This is a genomic window from Streptomyces sp. DSM 42067, from assembly GCF_055792885.1.
Window position 1 is genome coordinate 1 of the sequence record NZ_CM147706.1, and the last position, 18174, is coordinate 18174.

Genomic DNA, 18174 nt, shown 5'->3' on the forward strand with positions numbered 1-18174 from the left:
CCGCAGACACGCCGCGCCGCCGCTACGCGGCGGGCTAATTCCCTTGCCACGCAAGGGAATTGATATGCCGTCACTCCGTGACGGCGGCTCAAATCGCTTCGCGATTCGGCCCGACGGAATTCGCTCCGCGAATTCCTGAAAAGCGCAGCGAGGCGGGTGGCGGGGCCGCTCTTCTAGATTCCACAAACAGTCAGAAGCTTTCTATCCCTTCCCTCATTTGACTTCCGAGTCGGAATTCACGGGGTCCTCCGAATCTCTTTCGGAGTAAGACACATGAAAGCTCGTCAATTCTCCCTGGATTCCTCCCCGTTTTCGATCCGCGAGAAACGTACGCCCCTCGCACCATTCCCGGCAACCCATGACCACACCTTCACCCGCACACGCCCGCAGGCCACCGCCACAGCCCCAGTGCGCGCCTGCGCCCGGCGCGGAGGCCACCGCCGACGCGCAACCCAAGAACCCGGTCCCGAGGCCGCCGCGCCGCCCATGCCCGCCCCCACCTCTTCTCTCATTCGGGCAGGGAGTAGCGGCAGCAGAGGGGGTGTCAGCTCCCCGACCATGGCCGATGGTCCGTCTGACCTGGGACGACCGGAGGCCGGCCGCCGGGCAGGGTCAGGAGATAGCGCAGGAGCTAGCGCAGGAGTTTGCCGCGTGGGGTGGTACAACAGATCAAGACTGTTGTATTATGGAACATGTCGAAAGGTGGCTCCCTACCGACACCGCTGAACGTTCGTCAACAGAAAGGCGTAAGCGTGGAAATCGTCATCAGCGCAGGCAAGGTGACTCCCAGCACGGACGAATTCACGACCCCTCAGGCTGCAAAGGCCCGCCGGATCGCCAATTTTCTCCCGCGCCCGGAACTCCTCCGAGACGCCGTTATCGTGCACAACCAGGACGACAACACCACGTCCATTCGGTTCGATACCACGGCCGGTCCCATCCGTGTTCTTCTGCCCGTCGCTCAGGGTTTTGAGTTCCACATCATCCACGACAGCGACACCGGGCCCCGCATCCTCGGAACCTTCCGGGGCGCATCCCTTTCGGTGCGTGCCGTCGCATTCCGCATCAGTGAATTCCTGCGGACGCGCGGACTGAAGTAAAAGGCAGTTTCGGGGGCCCGGTCCACCGGGCCCCCGGGACAAGCCCAGCACCTACACCAACCGGAGGGACAGTCACTGTGAGCATGACGAGCGTTGAGCCCGCCCGCCGCGCCGTTCCGGCGACCGACGGCGAGCGAGAGCAGATGGAGGCCGCTTTCCGGGCCGCGTTGGAGCAGCTCCCCACGAACACCGGTTTCCCGTACGACGTGCGCGAGTTGGCCCCGCCCCTGTTCGAGGTGGGATGGATCTCTGGCGTACGGACCGGGCCCGCACTGGCCGACGTGCCGTTGCCGCCCCACACGTTCGGTACGGCCCTGACCAACCTGACCACCGCCGTGAACGCGGAGAGCGGCCTCAGTATCGGGCAACTGGTCAGCTACCACGGGTCGCAGGAGCGCGCGCACGGTCGGTACTGGGTGACACGGATTGACCGCCAACTGGACCTACGGGGCCCGTGAGTCCGTGCTGTACCGCCTCAGCGAGTACAGGAACGGCGCATTCGTCACCGCACTGACCGGAGTGCACACACGGAGGGCGTCACGGCCCTGCCTCAGCACTTCCTGATGTGAGCCCGTACGGAGGGGTAGTGATCATGAGCAAGAGCATCGTCGAGTAGTTGAAGACCCACGCGCGCGCCCATGTGGTCGAGCAGGATGGGCGCGACCGGACCAGTGCCATGCGCTATAGCGCACAGGTCAAGTACCTCGCAGTCGGTGACACACTCGCCAGCTTTGGCAAGGTGCTGAAGTGGTCGGAGACCGGCACGGCCGACGGATGGCGGATATTTCGCATGGTCACCGAGCGCCCGCAGCACTACCCGGTCAAGACCAACGTGTTTGAAGTGCCGGAGTACGTCTACTTCGGCGTTGCCTCCCTTGCCGAGCAGGAGGAGTGAGCGGGATGCGCCCCGCGCGGGCAACCTGATGCGGCACAGGCCGCCGCGGTCGTAGCAGCAGGTCGTAGCGTCGCCCGGAAGGTGGGGCGCACCGGAGATTTAATCGGTTGCCCCGCCTTCAAGATTAGGTATTATGGAACCAGTTCGGGAGGGTTGGCGCCCTACCGGGCCCGCCGAAAGTTCGTCACCAGAAGGGAAGCCCAAGTGGCTCACGAGATCGAGCAGTTCACCGACGGCACCGCCGCTTTCGCATCCGCCAACACGAGCGCCTGGCACAAGCTAGGCACCGTCACCGACGGCGCGATGACCGCCGAGGAGGCCATGCGCATCGCGTCTCTGTCCGGCTGGAACGTGCGTCTCCTGCCTCTGACCGCGACCGAGATCACGGCCGACGGCACCACGCCGGTGGAGGTCCCGCAGCACTTCGCGACCGCGCGCACGCACCCGAAGACCGGCCGCACGCAGACGCTCGGAGTGGTCGGCAGCGACTACCACCCCGTGCAGAACGAGGAACACGCTGAGTTCCTCAACCTGCTGGCCGACGAGTCCGGCGCCCACTTCGAGACCGCCGGATCGCTCAAGGAGGGCCGTCAGGTGTTCCTGACCATGAAGATGCCCGATTCCCTCACGATCGGCGGGAACGACGAGGTTGATCTGTACATCGCGGCGTTCAACAGCCACGACGGAGGCTCCGCGTTCCGGATCGTCGTGACGCCGGTCCGGGTGGTGTGCGCGAACACCCAGCGCGCGGCGATCCAGGGGGCCCGTTCCTCGTTCGTAGTGCGGCACACCGCCGGAGCCAGGGCCCGGATCGCGCAGGCCCGTTCCGCGCTCGGTCTGACGTTCCGGTACGCCGAGGAGTTCGAGAAGGCCGCACAGCGCATGATCGAAGCCGAGATGACGCTCAGCGAGCTGAAGTCGGTGGTCGACGAGCTGTGGCTGGTCAAGGACAGCGACAGCGCCCGCACCAAGACGAACCAGCGGCAGCGGTGGGGGGCGATCTCCAACCTGTTCGAGCACGCCGACACCCAGGCCGGTATCCGGGGCACGCGATGGGCCGGATACAACGCGCTCACCGAGTACGCCAAGCATGTGGCCCCGGCCCGGGGCAAGACCGACGCCGAGAAGGCGGCCGCCCGCGCCGAGCGGGTCATCGGCGGAGCGGCGAACGACCTGATGGAGAAGGCATTCGCCCTCACCACGGTCTGACCCCCTGAAACCGGGTGGGCACCCCGACTCCCCCACGGGTGCCCACCCGGCCCCCACGGGCCCGCAGCGGCCGCCCCTCCCGGACGCGGAGCGCTCACCCCGACTCAGGAGCGCGGAGCGCTCCCCGCCCGCCCCTGCCGCGTAGCGGCAGCGCGTCGCGTCTGCGGAGCAAACCGCGCGCCAAGAACACGTCCGCCCCTTCCTGCGCCCAGGCCGCGCCGGCGGATGCCTATCAGCCAGGCCACCCCACCCACCGCCCCACGGAAGGCCGTTCATGAGCATCCCGAAGTGGAAGATCAAAGGCATCGTTGACGACTTCGACGAGTGCGGCCGTCGCGGCCTCAAGCGCACGGTCGCGCTGATGCCGCTGGACGCCGACGGGACGAGGACGGCACCGCCGAAGACGTCGTGTACTACGGCACGTCCTGCGCGGCGACCGCGCTGAGCTGGACGCAGGGCAAGGTGACCCAGACCGCCCAGGCCGCCCAAGCCGAGCGGGACCAGCGCGACGCCTACGCGCGCCGGATCATCAGCATCTACGCCCCGGTGGAGTTCGCCCCCGTGCGCGACAAGGCCCGCGTCTACTACGGCCGCAACCAGCGCCAGCGGGACATGGGCGTGAAGGCGACCGAGGAAGTAGCGAAGCTGCTGGCCGAGGCCCGCGCGACGCTGGCCGACACCACGACCGGCCCGGCCTGCCCGTCGCGGATCGAGGACTTCCGCCGCTACATCGTGATCTTCACCAGCGACCGGCACATCCACCTCGTACGGCGCGTGCCGGAGGACGAGGCCAAGCGTCAGGCGCAGGCCACCGCCGCCCAGCGCCGCGTTCGACGAGATCCGGGGCAGCGTCCTGGTCGTCGCCGCCGTGGACGCCGAGGCCGCGCGCGAAGTTGCGTACGCCGACGACCTCACCCGCGAATGGAACACGAAGGCATGGCAGGCCGCCCATGCCTGAGCCCGAGCCCCGGTTGTACATCGGAAGCCACGTCACCTACAGCGGCCGCTTTACCGAGTTGCACGACCGCCCCTGTACCTCCTGCCGTGCACGTGGTTCGGCCACTGCGACGCCTGCTGGGAGCACGACGACGACTTCGGCGAGCGGCACCCGATGGAGCGCGACCACTTCATGGTGGTCGACCTCACGGCCGCTCGCCGGATCCACCGCGCCGACCGGGCGAGCCTGACCCGGATCGCCCACGTCTGGCCCGAGGACGCCGTTCCGTTCAACATCAACGGCTACTGGTACGCCGCCGCGTACACCACGGCAGGCGGAGGCGTCCGGGCCCGGACGGTGCACTTCTACACCGCCGAGCACTTCATGGGGCGCACTTGGTGCCACTTCCAGGAGCCCGCGCCCGACGTGCGCCGCCTGGACGAGCAGGCACGCCGCCGCCCCGTCATCTGACCGAACCCCGCGCGCCACGGCTGCGGGGCACCCCGCCCCGCCGCGCGCAGCCAGCCCCCACCCGTCGCCCCGCTGGAGCCACCGTGACGAGCCCGCACCCCGACCAGCCCTCCCGCGCCGACCGCCGCACCCTGCCCTATCCCGGAGACGAAGCGATCGCGGCCGCCCGCCACCGCGCGCACCTCGCATTTGCCCAGCTCTTCACCGCCCTCGGTGCCGGACGTCACCGCCTGCACTACGCCGCGTTGGACGTCGACGGCCGGTACGCCCTGGCCAGCGTCGACGTCACGACCGCCCCCGCATGGCGCCTGGACGCCGACCCGGACGAGTTCGCCGCCATCGAGGCCGCCGTGGCTTCGTAACTGACAGGCGACACCACTTATCACCGAGTTTGGACAGCACTTGGTGATCACAGGGCAAGAAAATGTCGATGAGAACCGACACCAGTCATGGGCGCACTGCGGCGCGACGCTGATGAGGATCTCCGAAACCTTCACCGCGGCTCGGTTGGTCCACCAGACTTGCTCTTGGTTCCCAACGGAGAAGGGACGGCAAGCATGGCAAACAGCGCACTTCTGGTGATGGACGTCCAACGGGACGTCGTGGCCATCGCCGACGACGGTTCCGGATATCTGCCGCGCTTGCGCAGCGCGATCGACGGTGCCCGGGCTGCCGGCATCCCCGTGATCTACGTGGTGATGGGGTTACGGCCAGGCGATCCGGAAGTCAGCCCTCGCAACAGGGTGATGACAAACGTCGTGCGGGCCGGCCTGTTCACCGAGGGGGCCCCTGGCACAGAGATTCATCACGATGTTGCGCCCCAGCAGGACGACGTGGTGGTCACCAAGAGGCGGGGGAGCGCGTTCTCGGGCAGCGACCTCGACTTGGTACTCAGGGCTCGCGATATCGACAGCCTTGTTCTCACCGGCATCGCCACCAGCGCTGTAGTGCTGTCCACCCTGTGGCACGCCATCGACCTGGACTTCGGCCTCACCGTCCTGGCGGATGCCTGCCTCGACACCGACCCCGAGGTGCACAAGATGCTCACCGAAAAGCTGTTCCCGCAGTGGGCAGATGTTGTCACCGTCGAGGACTGGCTCAAAGCCATCGCACCGCAATAGCGGGAGGCCGTCCGGACCCTCGCGTGCGGGGCAAGACGGCATGCATCGCCTCCCGCCAGCCGGGGGAGGTCAGCCAGCGGCGTTCTGTGCTGCTGCTCGGCCCGGTTCGACATCCCCGCCCGGGCATCGCGGCGGATCGCCGCGTACAGATCGACCTTGGACTTCGGTGGCACCGGCGCCCCTCACCACGCAGAGCACTCCAAGCGTCCCACCGCAAGCACCCAAGTGGTGTCGAAACTCAGCGATATCGCTCTCCGCCAACACCGGGCGGTGTCGCCGCCGATCGACAACCGGTGTCAGGACTCACTGATAAAGCCACCGCCGTGACCGCCGCCCTGGAAGGCAGCTGCACCGCCCTGGCCACCCTGGTCGTGCAGACCGATCAGGAACCGGGCCCGGTCGTCTGCGGGTGGCGCATCGATAACGGATGGCTGCACGGCATGAAGCCCGCCACCGTGCAGGCCGCCGTCCGGCCGTGCGCGAGCAGCCCCGCACCCGTCGCCCGCGCGTACCCCGCGCCGCTCCTGCCGGACCCCACCGGTACGGACTGAGCCGACCACCGGCCCCCGCCCCGGGGCCCGGCCCTCCGCCGACTCCCGCTTCCCATACGCCCCGTGAGGAGACGCCCTGTGATCACCATTGCCACACCGTCCGGCACCGTCCGCGCCGTCCCATCCGAGGTGGACCCCAACGGCGCCGTGCGCTACACGCTCACCGGCGCGGCCAAGGGGACCGTCCACGTGACCGCGATCCACAACCCCAGCCGGTGGGACCAGTTCGACGCCATCCGGGCGAGTCTCGGATCCGTCAACGACATGCGCGAGCTGCCCGCCGAGCCGCTGGTACGCGTCCGTGGCCGCGCCTACCTGGGCAGCATGGTCCGGCTGCTGGCCCATCCCGCCGACGTGCCCTGGGGGTGGCAGGGACCCACCCCGTCCCTGATGGACACCGACGACCGCGAAGCCCCCCCCGGCACGCCGCCCAGATCCTGACCGCCCTCATGCGCGCGTGCGCCAGCGACTTCGCCGCGCGCAGCGACCTCACCCGCCTCCAGCGCGCGGCCCGACGCCACGAGACCCCGCAGCTGCTGAAGCGGCACCGACCTCCTCGCCCTCCCGTGGGAACGCGCCTTCGCCCTCGCTGGCGTCGCCGCCGTGCTCTTTGTTGCGACCTCCCTCCTGGCGGTCGGCACCGGCAGCAACGGGCCTGGCATCACCGAGTCCCTGAACATCAATTCCGTGATCGAGGAGACCACCAGGTGCGGCAATCCGTGGCGACAAGCCGGTCCGGGCCGTCACCATCGCGGCCGCGGAGATGTACGGCGAACTCCGCGCCACCCGCGAAAGCGTCAGCCGTATCGAAGGCAAACTCGACGGCCTCTCTGGTATCGACGAACAGCTCGACGACCACGAGGAACGCATCCGCCGCATCGAGTCCCGGCAGTGGCCCTGGCCCACCATCGCCGCACTCGCCGCCGTAGCCGCGGTCCTCGTCGCTTTCCTACAGCCCACACTCAGACAACAGCGCGCCCCCGCCTCCGGCCAAGTCCCGGAGGCGGGGCGCGCTTTCGTGTGCTCTCGGCGTCTCAGCGCCCGCTTGCCGGAGCCCGAGCAGCGAGTACCGGAATGGCAGCGATCTTCTCAGCGTCCAAGTGCTCCCACACCAAACCGGTCGGCCGGTGCGGTGACGGGCAGGAAATGATCTCCTCTGGTGTGACGATCAGGTCCACCCCGAAGTCGTGGCCGGTCGCCGGAAGCTCCTCGTCCAGCACTTGGAGGGAGTGGACCGTAGACACGACTACCGTTCGCTCGCTGATCAGTCCGGCCTCCATCAGGAAGGCGAACTCAAGATCCGAGTATCCGGCGCCCTTGCCGATGCGTACGCCTGCGCGGTTCACCGCGACGCTGCCGACGACCACCATGTCGACGGGCTGAAGCTCGGCGACGTCGACCCGCGGAGCTACCGTCGCCGCGACCTTGCTGGAAGCCGCCTCCCGCGCCGGAACAGGAAGCTCTGCGGGGTCGAGCAGGTAGAAGGGGCGCGGGTCTGCGAGCTTCGGCACCGCCATGAACACCGTCTTTCCCTCGGCCAGCGCCCGGGCGCGCACCGGCAGCTGGGCCTTGTCCGGCACGGCCTTGACGAAGCGCGCGCTGTGCCAGACCGGGATCTCGGCGAGGCGGTCCGCGGCGGCTTCGGAGCCCTTGAAGTTCGGGATGCGGCCGTGGGACGTGGCGTCCAGGACGGCGCCCTGCGCATCGAGCAGATCCCAGACGCGCTCGCGTACCCGCTGCTTCTCATCGTCCACATATGTGCGCATGTCGGGCTCCTTTATGCCGTGGTCACGTCGCTTCCATCAGCGCCATCAGCCGGTCCTGGGCCTCCTGCACCGCTGGTTCGTTCCGCCAGGGACGAAGTTCTCGGGCGGCTCGGAAGACGATGTTCATCCCACCACCTCCTCGCGTGCCGTGCAGTTCGTTTACAGCGTCGTTGAACGCGGCGAGCGCGGCGTCCAGGTCCCCCCTGCCGGATCCAGGCCAGCGTGAGATTGCCGAGGACGATCGCCCGGGACTTGCGCCGGTCGTGGAGCTCGGCCGCTGTCTGCGTCAGTAGCTGTTCGGCCTTGCGATAGTCGCCGAGGGAGAGGTAGCAGGAGCCGGCCAGGCGGCCGAGGTGGGTGGGCGAGAACAGATCATGGGCCGCGTCTGCACCGTGTGCCTGTTCAAGGTGCCTCTCGGCGCCCGCCAGGGCACGCTCGCACTCGCGTCCTTCGCCGAGGTAGGCGTGGGCCTCCGCAGCGTGCAGCATGGCCAGACCAGTGAGGACGTGGCTCGTGTATCGGACAGTACGGGCGGCTTGCAGGGCGAGATCGAGTCCTTCTCTGTAGTCGCCGGCTCCGTACAAGGCCACGTAGCAGGTACGTAAGAGCGCGTGCCCTTCCGCGTTCGGGTCGCGCAGGTGGCGTGCCACCTCGACGCTCTGCGCGTAGTACGAACGGGCTGTCGCGTGGTCCCCCGGCGTTGGGAGGCATCCCAGACGAGCTGCCCCATGAAGGTCGCGGCATCCGCCTGAAGGACACGCATCTCCCGCTGTACGCGGCCGGCCGGCGCTTCACCGGCGAGGAAGGCGACGCGGCTGGCGTGTTCGCCGGCGTGGGCCAGCAGAGTCGCGGAGGGCATCCGGTCGTAGCGCTCGCCCAACGACTGTATGTTGTCCCGCAGTTCGGCCACCGTCGCGAGATCCACGCGCGAGGGATAGCGCATGGCGTACTGCGTCCGCTCGGCGGGGTCCTGCTCATCGGCCGACGACACCACGAGGAGATCGCTCAGCTCCTCGGTGCTCACTTGCAGCACCTCCGCCAGACGCGGCCGGATCCACGGCTGGGGTGCCGCCTTCCCCGACTCCCAGCGCGCGACAGTAGAGCGCTCCACGCGCAGCGCTTCCGCCAGGCGCTCCTGCGTGAGGCCCACCGCTCGGCGGCGGCGCATCAGGCCGTGCCGTTTCAGGGCCATGGGCTGGCTCTCCCCGCGTAGTTCGTCGCGATGCTCGAAGGCGAAGCATCACAGGTCATGCCCGGTAATGCGTCACGAATGCCTCATCCGTGCGCCAATTCTGCTCTGGTTCCCGGCCGCAGGAGGCGGTTCCGTGGAGCTCCACCGCACGGACCAAGGACCCACGCACCGCATCCCGGGACGGAGATCGTCATGGCACCAGCCACACACGGCCCCTGGCAACTCCTGCAGCAGCAACGGGTATTCGGCCATGAGGCGGCGTCTGTGGGTGCGGCACGGAGGTTCGCCGAGTGCACACTCGCCGGCTGGGGGATCGCCGACCGAGTCGACGACGTGCGGCTCTGCGTCTCGGAGCTGATCACCAACGCCATGGTGCATGGCGACCCCACCGCTGGCGACATCCTCGTTCGGTTCAGCATGAGAGACCTCCTGCTCCGTGTCGAAGTGCATGACACCGTGACGGCATTGCCCGAGCAGCGCGCCCCGGACGACGGCAGTGACACCGGGCGCGGGCTCCTGCTGGTGGCCGCGTGCGCCGATGGCTGGGGCGTCGAACCGCATACCAGCCACAAGATCGTGTGGGCGGAGTTCAAGGTCGACGCTGCGGCGAAGATCGGGGGGATCGCATGCTGACTCCCGAACGCATGAGCAACGCCCGAGGAGGTATCGGGGTCCCGATGCTCAGGCTCACGACCCCGCTGACCGCTCGAACGTGGATCGGAGCCGACTCGGGCGGGTACGCGATCGGCTTCGCTCTCGTAGCCCATCCGCCCGCGCGCTGGCTCGATGCCACCCTTGTAGACATCAACCGCCGTATGCGCGCGCTGGCCTCCGCCGCCGGACTGCGCCCGCCCGACCGGCCCGTAGCCGACCTGGGAACCTGCCTGACGGTACGAGGCGGCTCCGTACAACTACGGTTCGACCGCATTCGTCAGCGCCTCGCCCTGCCTGCACACGAGAACTGGAAGCGGCTGCTCCTCACCCGCCCTGAGATCGCGCTCATCATCGGCCTGGCCCCGCTCGACGTCAGCGCCACCGCGGACGAAGCCAGTCGCTATCTCGACCACGGACTGACCAACGGCTACCTCATGCTCGGCCGCGTCCACGCCGAACACCCCATGCGTCCGCCTCCGCGCCGCGCCCTCGTGACCGGCGCCGAGACGGCAGCCCCATCCCAATCCAGCGACGAAGGGAAGCCCAGATGATCGACCACACCGAGACCGCAGAGAGCACCGAGCCCCGCCCGCGCTACACCGCCCCGCAGCTCATCGAGCTCGACGCGGTGTCGAAGGTGACGCTCGGCAAGTACGCCGAGGACAGCGCCGACCAGGGCCGTTACTTCGAGTAGGCCCGACGAGCGGTCCGGGGCGGATCCATCTGTCCGGCTCCGCCCCGGGCCCCACAACCAGCAGAAGGGGAAGGCATGTTCCATCCGAGCAGCCTCCGCACAGAGATCGACGCCTCCGAGCCGCGCCGGGTTGTGTTCGAGGGGGACACGCGCCTCACGGTCGTGGGCCCGTGCTTCGCCGACGCCACGCAGCTGCGGGACGGTCTGCGGCACGTCCGCGCCGGGCGGTGGGCGGCACTGACCAGGTGGCCGGGCAGCTACTGGGCGGTGGCTCAGCACGGGCAGACCACCGCGGTCATCACTGATGTCGCGGGAACACGGCCTGTGTACCTGGCAGAGACAGAAGGAGAGAGGACCTGCTGGTCGGTCTCAGCTCGGGCTCTCGCCGCACGCATCGGCGCCGGCTACGACTACGCGACGCTGACGGCACGCCTCCTCTGCCCCACCGTCCCAGAGGTCGCAGAGGACGGGACGGCGTTCACCGGCGTGCGGCGAGTGCCGGGCGGCCATGCGCTCGTCATCCAGGGGGACGGCTCGCACACTGTCACCGCGTACGAGCAGCCTCGCCGACTCCCTTTCGCCGAAGCAGCGCAGGAACTCCGCGAGGCACTGGTCACCGCCGTACAGGCCCGCGTGCAGGCGGCCGACAGGCCAACCGCCGACTTCTCCGGCGGTCTGGACTCCACCTCCCTCGCGCTGCTGGCCACGGGCATGGCAGACATGGAACTGCCCGCCGTCACCCACGCCGACGCCACCAGCCGCAACGAGGACGTGGTCTACGCACAGCGCGCCGCCGCCAGCCGACCCGGCCTGCACCACGAGCTCGTCACCGACGCCGAGGGCCTGTTCTTCGCCGATCTCCTCGACGCCCCCGCAACCGACCAGCCGTTCCCCGACGCCGCGCGCTGGCGCATGCGCGCCGCTTATCAGCGCCCCTGCATGGAGTACGGCAGCGACCTGCACCTGAGCGGTTCAGGCGCCGACACCCTGCTGTCCGCATCCCCGTACTACCTCGCCGACCTGGCCCGCGAACGCGAGACTGCGGCCCTCCTCCGCCACAGCCTGGCCCGCGCCCGACTGCGTCACCTGCCGCTGTACGCCGTCGTCACCGGCGCCGTCCGCCTCTCCAGGACCACCCATTCCCTGGCCTTGCAGCGTCTTGCCTACGACATCGCGGCGAACCCTGTGACGCGCCCCGATCCGGCCGCCCGACTTCACTGGGTCCGTGCCTCCGGTATCCACGCCTGGCTCACCCCGGACGCCCGACGCCACCTCGCCCTGCGCGCCGCCGAGGCGGCCGAGCGCTGCTCCGTCGAGCCCCAGGACACCAGCCGCCACCGGGCGTGGGCGGAGCTGCGCGAGTTCGGCACCTATGAGGCCGAACTGCGCAACCAGGCAAACGGTATGGGGCTCATCCACCAAGCTCCCTTCCTGGACAACGCCGTTGTACGCGCGGCCATGGCCATCCCCGTCGCAGCTCGTGCCTCCACCACCGCCCAGAAGCCACTGCTCGGCGCTGCACTCGGCGGGCTGGTGCCCGAGTGGCTGCTGGCACGCCGCACCAAGGGCGCCTACGACGGCAACGCGTACACCGGACTGCGCCGCCACGCCGACGTACTGCGCGGCCTGCTCACCGACAGCCGACTCGCTGCCGAGGGGTGGATCGCCGCCCCGGCGGTCCTCGCCGAACTCGATCGCCTGGCCGCTGGCGTACCCGGCAAGCTCGCCGCACTCGAAGCCCTCGTCACCACCGAACTCTGGCTGCACCAGCAACGCACCGCGAAGCCGGTCAACCGCCGCGCGGAGGTCGCCCATGCCTGACCTGCGCCCCGCGCGGACCGTCCGCGCCACCATCACCGACCGTGGCGCCATGCTCCTCGACCTACGCGGGCGGGGTCGTTGGTACGCGCTCACTCCGTCCGGCGCACAGTGGTGGCGTTACCTCGCTGAAGGCGCCACAGTGCGCGAGGCCGCCGACCGAGTGGCTGAGCTCTTCGGAGCCGCCCCGGAGGAGGTACGCGCCGACATGGCCACTCTCGCCGAACAGCTCCTCGCCCGGCGCCTGTTGCAGCCTCCAAGGCTGAAAGGGTGGCATCGATGAGCATCCCCATGGCTGTACCCGCCGAGGTTCCGCGTCCGCCCCTGGCCGACCGGCTCACCGCCATCACGGCGCTCGCTCTTGCCACAGCCTTGGTGCAAGCTGCCCCGCTGCGGATCACACTCGCTGTCGCACACCTCGCCAAGCGCACCACCCGCCGTGCCTCAACCGCAGCGGAGGCCGAGCACACGATCGCGGCCCGCGACTGGGCAGCCCGCTTCTTTCCCGGGCGCGCGGCCTGCCTGGAGATGTCCCTTGCCGCCCACCTTGCCTCCTGCCTACGCAGGCGAGCCGTGGACTGGTGCATAGGCTGCCGCTTCGACCCCTGCGCGTCGCACGCCTGGATCGAGGCGGACCAACATCCCGTCGGCGAGCCTGACACCCCCGACCGCCCCTTCCACGTCACCCTCCGCGTCTGACCGTAAGGACCCTTCTCAGATGACCGCCACCCACAGCGGCCCCGACGCCGTCGACCGTGCCGCCCAGGCCGTACCCGTCTCCCGCTTCCACGGGGCCGACGGCACCGCCGTACGCCCCTGCACCCCCGCCGCCGTCACGCACCGGCACCTGCGCATGCTCGACGTCCCGCCGGGCGCCAACATCCTGGAGATCGGCATCGGCTCCGGCTACTCCGCCGCCCTCCTCGCCCAACTCGCCGGATCCGACGGACAGGTCACCGCCCTGGACATCTCCCGAGAACTGACCGACCGCGCCCATGCTCTCTACGCCCAGCACGGCGACCGTGTCACCGCCCTCACCGCCGACGGCATGCTCGGCCACCCCGACTGCGCCCCCTACGACCGGATCTTCGTCGGCGCCACCCCACCCGCCGTCCCCGCCGCCTGGCTCGACCAGCTCGCCCCCGGCGGCGTCTTGTTGACCGGGGTCAAACTCTCCGCTCTCCCCGGCTCCTACGCCGTCACCCACATCACCGCCGACGCCCCGGGCCGCCCCCACACCGCCACTGTCCAACACGGCGGATACACCCCTATGACCGCCGATGCCGGCCCCGACGCCTGCACCCCCGTCCACGCCCCGGACGCCCCGCACCACTGCCTCGCCGCCCCGGACATCAGCGAGGAGACCGCCCAGAGCCTCCTCGCTCTTCTCCTCGCAGCCCCACACGCGGAAAAGACCCCGGCCACAGACGATGAGTACTTCCACCTCAAGAACTGGCTGATCGCCGAGAACCCGCCCGGCCTCCTTGAAGCCACCACCGCCCACGGCACCGGCATCGGCTTGGGCATCCGCACCGCTGACGGCACCTACACGGTTGCCCTCGCCACCGACACACACCTTCACGCCGACGCCCAGGTCTCGCCTGCCCTCGACGCCCTCCGCGCTCTGATCCACCGCTGGCAGCACGCCGGCGCGCCCCGGACCCACCAGCTTCCTGCCCACCTGATCCGCACCGGTGAGTTCTGGAGTGTCCGTCTGGGCCGCACTCCGTAATGCGCTTCGGCCCGTCGGAGGAATGGGCTCACTCGAACCAACTGACCGGCGGCAGTACGGCCACGCCCCGCCCGGCGACGGGCGGGGCGACGCGGATCGGGCTACCGACCGGGCGGCGCAGATGGTCCGCCGCCAGGAGCTAGGCCACGAGCACGTCGAGGCCCAGCTCATCGCGCTGGGCGCTCCGGTGTCGCGGGCCGACTGCAACCCGGCCGTCTGGCTCCGAGAGGCCCTGGCTGCTGTCGGCGCCCGCAACATCCGACACCGCGGCGCGCACCGGCCTCCCTGCCCCGACAGCCCGTGCCCCAAGCGCCCCGACCCGCTTCCGCGCGGACTGGCGCATCACCGACCTGATGCGTCACGCCGAAAACCTGCGGCGCGCCCGACCCCGGCGTCGTCTGCCCGGACGACGGCCCGGAGTTCACCGCCCTGCAGGAGTAGGTGCGGGCGGCACTGAAGAAGGAACCCTGCAAGGAACCCGAGCTGGCCCGCCGCGGCGGCCGCGCCCTGTGTGACGGCTGCACCGCTCACAACTAAGACGGTGTCCTATGTGGTGAGGCGGACCAGTCGCTTGTAGCAGCACAGGGCTGCGGCGAGGCCGAGAAAGGCCAGGTAGTTGCGGGAGTGGCGTTCGTAGCGGGGGCTGAGTCGGCGGTAGCCAGACAGCCACGAGATCGTCCGCTCGATCACCCACCTGCGGCGGCCCAACCGTTCGCTGGACTCGATGCCTTTGCGGGCGATGCGCACGCCGATGCGCTTGCCTCGTAACCATTTGCGCAGGTGGGGGATGTCGTAGGCCTTGTCGGCGTGCAGGCGCTGGGGCTTGAAGTGGCGACCGCGGTGGGGGTCGTGTCTCGTTTGGTGACCCTCGGGCTTCAGTGCTTCGCTGTCGTGGGTGTCGGCGGCCGAGACGCCGACGAGAAGGGGCAGTCCGTTCGCGTCCGACAGGATGTGCATCTTGGAACCCGGCTTGCCCCGGTCCACGGGGCTCGGACCTGTGAGTTCGCCCCCTTTTCAGCCCGCACGTGAGCGGAGTCGAGGACCACGCGCGAGACGTCGATGAGGCCGGCGTCATCGAGTCGGTGCAGCACCGCCTCATGCAGCCGGCCCCACACCCCGGCCCGCGACCAGATCACGAACCGGCGATGAGCTGTCGACTTTGATATCCCGAAACACGGCGGCAGAGCCCGCCAGGCGCAACCGCTGACCAGCACATAGATGATCGCCGCGAACAGCGTCTCATCAGGCGTGTCCTGCGTTCCGCCGCCCTGTGGCCGCACCTTCGACGGTGGGATCAGCGGCTCGGCGATCTCCCACAGCCCGTCCGGAACAATCCAACTCCACGTACCCCGCCCCATAGACAGCCCAACGAGCGATCACCACATAGGACACCGTCTTAATACCGATCTTGCCTCAAGGAACCAGATGCACCTCGGGTCGCAGGGCTGGCGTGGTTCGCGGGGTGTACTGCTGCCGACGTGGTCACCGGAGGGCTGGAGTGTTGGCGCGGAGCAGTGCGGCTCCGAGAGGGGTGAGGGTGTGTAGTACGGATGCGGCGTGGCGGTGGCTGGTGATCAGCCCTGCGTCCCGCAGGGCGGTGGCGTGCTGGCTGGCCGATGATGCGGAGACGCCGGTGGCGCGGGCGAGTTCGCCGGTGGTGGCGCCGGTGGCGACGGCGCGCAGGACGGCGGCGCGGGTGCGGCCGAGCAGGGTCGCCAGGGGGGCGCCGGAGCCGAGGTCCCCGGGGAGCGCGGCGTGGTGGGGCTCGTGGCTGAGAGAGTAGATCAGGACGGGATCCAGCGCGGTGTCGCCGAAGGCCACCGGATTCCCCCAGCAGAAGTATGACGGGACCAGGAGGAGCCCGCGGCCGTTCAGGTGCAGGTCGCGGTCCTCGGGATAGACGGTGTGCAGGACGGGGCGCTGCCATCGCAGGCTAGGCCCCAGATTCTGGAGGATTCCGTCGATCCCGCCGTCGAGCACGGCGCGTGTGCGGGCGGACCGTTCGGCTTCTATGCGGCCCTGGATGTGGTCGTTGTACGGGCGGATGACCGTGTCGTGGTAGGTCCGTATCGCCTGTACCAGTTCCTCGCGCATGCCCCCCTCCGCCAGCCGCGGTGCCCAGGTAGGGGCTCCGCTGGTGCGAGCGAGGATGCCCGCCTCGTCCAGGACCCGGCGCTGCGGGGTGGCCAGGATGGCCTCCAGACCGGCGTCGAGTCCTTCTGCGGCCTCGGGAGGGGTGAGGAAGTCAGGGAAGTAGGTGGCGCGCGGGACCAGCGGTAACAGCAGAGTGCGCAGGGTGCGGGCGAGGTCTGCGGCATGCAGCCGGGCGCGGGCAGTGCGATACCACTCTGCGTAGGCCCAGCGCCCCTGGCGGGACTGGAAGCGGTGCAGGCTCGCGCAGATCTCCCACAGCGGATCCGGTGCGGCCGCAATGCGGGTCCGGGCCAGGTCGGCATCGGTGAAGTGGATCCGGAGCATTCGCTTCCCCCTTGTGGCCTGGGCTTTTCGGGCAGAGTGAAAAGCCCTGGCTGGCCATGCTCGCGTCAGAGATGCTCAAGGAGCAAACAGGCGCGGGGGAATTCGAGGCGGCATCCGGCCGCCGTGCAGTCGTGCACTCGGCTGTGAACGGGGGTGGGCACGGGGGTAGTTCCTCACCTCATGCGCGTCTTCTTCCTTCGTCGGCCGAGAGACAGACAAGGAGAGCGGGACATGAGACCACGTAAAAGAACGATCGCGATCGCGCTCGGCGTAGCAGCGGCGCTGACGTTACCGGCCGCTCCGGCGGGCGCTGCCGATGACGATACGGACCTGCTTCACCTCGAGCTGAGCCTCGGCCTGCACGGGGAGAAGGCCCGTGTGATGAGTGTCGTGTACGACTACTTCGAGGCCCGGGACAAGGGCTGGCTGGACCCACAGGAGTCGAGCACGGCTCTGTCCCTGCTCAAGGAGAACGGTGGCGCGGTCGCCGAGCAGCCCGAGAAGTTCGCCGCAGGACCGGCTGCCATCGCGGACGAGGCCGCGGAGGAGAAGGGGCTGCAGGCCACAGAGGTGCTGACCGGTTTCGGCCGGGACAGCCGGGTGAAGTTCCGCGGACGCACCGCGACTGTGACCGTCACCTCGGGCACTGCTATCACCTGGAACGACGAGGCGCTCGGTGAATCCACCCTCAACGACACGTACACGGTGACGCTGAAGCGTGAGAAGAAGACCTGGCATATCACGGACGTCGCCTACGCGCCGATCCCGAGCACCGAGTCGGAAGGGTTCAGTGTGCCCACCGGCGTTGCGGACCTGCCCCCGCTGTCGGATGCGGCCCCAGCCGGGGACGAGGTGAGCGTTCTCGCTGAGGGCACGTACGACCGCGACGCCGCCGCAGAATACGCCGACGAGTGGTCGTCGCAGTCGTCGTATACCTACTTCGACCCAAGCGGCATCCAGAGAACCGTCATGGAGCCGGCGTACAACCCGGAGTACGACATACAGGACAACAACTGCGCCAACTTCGTCTCCCAGGCTCTTCATGCCGGCGGCTGGCCGAAGGCCGGTGGATGGAACAAGGACGACGACAACAACTGGACGGACAACCTCACTGGCCCCCGGGGCCCTTCGACTACCTGGTCGGTCGCCTACCGGCTGTGGGTCTACGCGATCAACGACAAGCGTGGGGAACGTCTGCGCACCTGGCCGCCGGAGGACGCCGACGGGTTCCCGGGCGACCCCAACGGGGACAACCAGGACGTGTGGTCACTGGAGAAGGGTGATCTTCTGTTCGCGGACTGGGATCCGTACGGCGCAGCAGACGGCAAGATCGACCACGCGATGATCATCACGGGGACGGTCGGCGAGGGATTCGAGGAGGAGCCCGTTTACTCCCAGAACACGCCGTTCCGGAACAACCTGCCACTGAGCATCGGAATGAAGATCGCCACTGGCGACAAGCCCGACGTGGAACCAGGCAATGGCATGGGCGGACAGGCGCGCGCGCCGATCTACTACCCGGTCCACATCAAGGACACGTTTGAGACCGACTGATC

The 18174-nt window shown here is 69.0% G+C and carries 22 protein-coding genes; 18 read left to right on the forward strand and 4 right to left on the reverse strand.

Going from position 1 to position 18174, the window contains the following annotated elements:
- The first annotated feature begins 752 nt into the window (after positions 1–752).
- The 10 genes from ACSMXV_RS00005 (at position 753) to ACSMXV_RS00050 (ending at position 6725) form a co-directional block, all read left to right on the forward strand.
- A complete protein-coding gene (locus ACSMXV_RS00005; protein ID WP_473175626.1) occupies positions 753–1100 on the forward strand; it encodes a hypothetical protein in 348 nt (115 codons plus the stop codon).
- A gap of 83 nt (positions 1101–1183) precedes the next feature.
- On the forward strand, positions 1184–1558 hold the full coding sequence (locus ACSMXV_RS00010) for a hypothetical protein (protein ID WP_473175627.1): 375 nt from the start codon (positions 1184–1186) through the stop codon (positions 1556–1558).
- Positions 1559–1716: 158 nt separating this feature from the next.
- The gene (locus ACSMXV_RS00015) at positions 1717–1995 is read left to right on the forward strand and encodes a hypothetical protein (RefSeq protein WP_473175628.1); all 279 of its coding nucleotides are present in this window, start codon (positions 1717–1719) and stop codon (positions 1993–1995) included.
- Positions 1996–2199: 204 nt separating this feature from the next.
- Positions 2200–3204 (forward strand): DUF932 domain-containing protein, encoded by a 1005-nt coding sequence (locus ACSMXV_RS00020; protein WP_473175629.1) that lies wholly within the window; start codon positions 2200–2202, stop codon positions 3202–3204.
- A 274-nt stretch (positions 3205–3478) separates the two neighbouring features.
- Positions 3479–3649 (forward strand): hypothetical protein, encoded by a 171-nt coding sequence (locus tag ACSMXV_RS00025; protein WP_473175630.1) that lies wholly within the window; start codon positions 3479–3481, stop codon positions 3647–3649.
- Between the two features lie 666 nt (positions 3650–4315).
- Positions 4316–4612: a hypothetical protein gene (locus tag ACSMXV_RS00030; RefSeq protein ID WP_473175631.1), complete on the forward strand. Its 297-nt coding sequence runs from the start codon at positions 4316–4318 to the stop codon at positions 4610–4612.
- An 83-nt stretch (positions 4613–4695) separates the two neighbouring features.
- Positions 4696–4974 carry a hypothetical protein gene (locus ACSMXV_RS00035; protein ID WP_473175632.1) on the forward strand — a complete coding sequence of 93 codons (279 nt, stop codon included), beginning with the start codon at positions 4696–4698 and terminating at the stop codon, positions 4972–4974.
- A 195-nt stretch (positions 4975–5169) separates the two neighbouring features.
- Entirely contained in the window at positions 5170–5733 is a 564-nt protein-coding gene (locus tag ACSMXV_RS00040; protein ID WP_473175633.1) for a cysteine hydrolase family protein, read from the forward strand.
- A gap of 323 nt (positions 5734–6056) precedes the next feature.
- Positions 6057–6284, forward strand: a complete 228-nt coding sequence (locus ACSMXV_RS00045) for a hypothetical protein (protein WP_473175634.1) — start codon at positions 6057–6059, stop codon at positions 6282–6284.
- A 78-nt stretch (positions 6285–6362) separates the two neighbouring features.
- Positions 6363–6725, forward strand: a complete 363-nt coding sequence (locus ACSMXV_RS00050) for a hypothetical protein (RefSeq protein WP_473175635.1) — start codon at positions 6363–6365, stop codon at positions 6723–6725.
- A 593-nt stretch (positions 6726–7318) separates the two neighbouring features.
- On the opposite strand, the gene ACSMXV_RS00055 is transcribed toward ACSMXV_RS00050, so the two are convergent.
- Together ACSMXV_RS00055 and ACSMXV_RS00060 are read right to left on the reverse strand one after the other, a co-directional pair.
- Complete coding sequence (locus ACSMXV_RS00055) at positions 7319–8050, reverse strand: 5-formyltetrahydrofolate cyclo-ligase (RefSeq protein WP_473175636.1); 732 nt, start codon at positions 8048–8050, stop codon at positions 7319–7321.
- A gap of 286 nt (positions 8051–8336) precedes the next feature.
- A complete protein-coding gene (locus ACSMXV_RS00060; protein ID WP_473175637.1) occupies positions 8337–9242 on the reverse strand; it encodes a helix-turn-helix transcriptional regulator in 906 nt (301 codons plus the stop codon).
- Between the two features lie 192 nt (positions 9243–9434).
- Here ACSMXV_RS00060 and ACSMXV_RS00065 point away from each other — a divergent pair, with 192 nt between their 5' ends.
- The 7 genes from ACSMXV_RS00065 to ACSMXV_RS00095 are packed head-to-tail and all read left to right on the forward strand — an operon-like array spanning position 9435 to position 14140.
- Positions 9435–9875: an ATP-binding protein gene (locus tag ACSMXV_RS00065; RefSeq protein ID WP_473175638.1), complete on the forward strand. Its 441-nt coding sequence runs from the start codon at positions 9435–9437 to the stop codon at positions 9873–9875.
- A 44-nt stretch (positions 9876–9919) separates the two neighbouring features.
- Entirely contained in the window at positions 9920–10447 is a 528-nt protein-coding gene (locus ACSMXV_RS00070) for a hypothetical protein (RefSeq protein WP_473175639.1), read from the forward strand.
- A complete protein-coding gene (locus ACSMXV_RS00075; protein WP_473175640.1) occupies positions 10444–10590 on the forward strand; it encodes a hypothetical protein in 147 nt (48 codons plus the stop codon). Before ACSMXV_RS00070 ends, ACSMXV_RS00075 begins: the two co-directional genes overlap by 4 nt.
- A gap of 27 nt (positions 10591–10617) precedes the next feature.
- Entirely contained in the window at positions 10618–12411 is a 1794-nt protein-coding gene (locus ACSMXV_RS00080) for an albusnodin/ikarugamycin family macrolactam cyclase (RefSeq protein ID WP_473179196.1), read from the forward strand.
- Positions 12404–12691 (forward strand): PqqD family protein, encoded by a 288-nt coding sequence (locus tag ACSMXV_RS00085; protein WP_473175641.1) that lies wholly within the window; start codon positions 12404–12406, stop codon positions 12689–12691. The genes ACSMXV_RS00080 and ACSMXV_RS00085 overlap by 8 nt, the downstream gene beginning before the upstream one ends.
- On the forward strand, positions 12688–13107 hold the full coding sequence (locus ACSMXV_RS00090; protein WP_473175642.1) for a lasso peptide biosynthesis B2 protein: 420 nt from the start codon (positions 12688–12690) through the stop codon (positions 13105–13107). The genes ACSMXV_RS00085 and ACSMXV_RS00090 overlap by 4 nt, the downstream gene beginning before the upstream one ends.
- Positions 13108–13126: 19 nt before the next feature.
- A complete protein-coding gene (locus ACSMXV_RS00095) occupies positions 13127–14140 on the forward strand; it encodes a protein-L-isoaspartate O-methyltransferase family protein (protein WP_473175643.1) in 1014 nt (337 codons plus the stop codon).
- 546 nt (positions 14141–14686) lie between these two features.
- On the opposite strand, the gene ACSMXV_RS00100 is transcribed toward ACSMXV_RS00095, so the two are convergent.
- A protein-coding gene (locus ACSMXV_RS00100; RefSeq protein WP_473175644.1) for an IS5 family transposase occupies positions 14687–15498 on the reverse strand; the annotation gives its coding sequence in 2 pieces (ribosomal slippage) (positions 14687–15156 and positions 15156–15498; 813 coding nt in all).
- A 124-nt stretch (positions 15499–15622) separates the two neighbouring features.
- Positions 15623–16618, reverse strand: a complete 996-nt coding sequence (locus ACSMXV_RS00105) for an ArsR/SmtB family transcription factor (protein WP_473175645.1) — start codon at positions 16616–16618, stop codon at positions 15623–15625.
- Between the two features lie 231 nt (positions 16619–16849).
- Between ACSMXV_RS00105 and ACSMXV_RS00110 the strand changes: the two genes are divergently transcribed.
- The gene (locus tag ACSMXV_RS00110; protein ID WP_473175646.1) at positions 16850–18172 is read left to right on the forward strand and encodes an amidase domain-containing protein; all 1323 of its coding nucleotides are present in this window, start codon (positions 16850–16852) and stop codon (positions 18170–18172) included.
- Positions 18173–18174 lie beyond the last annotated feature (2 nt).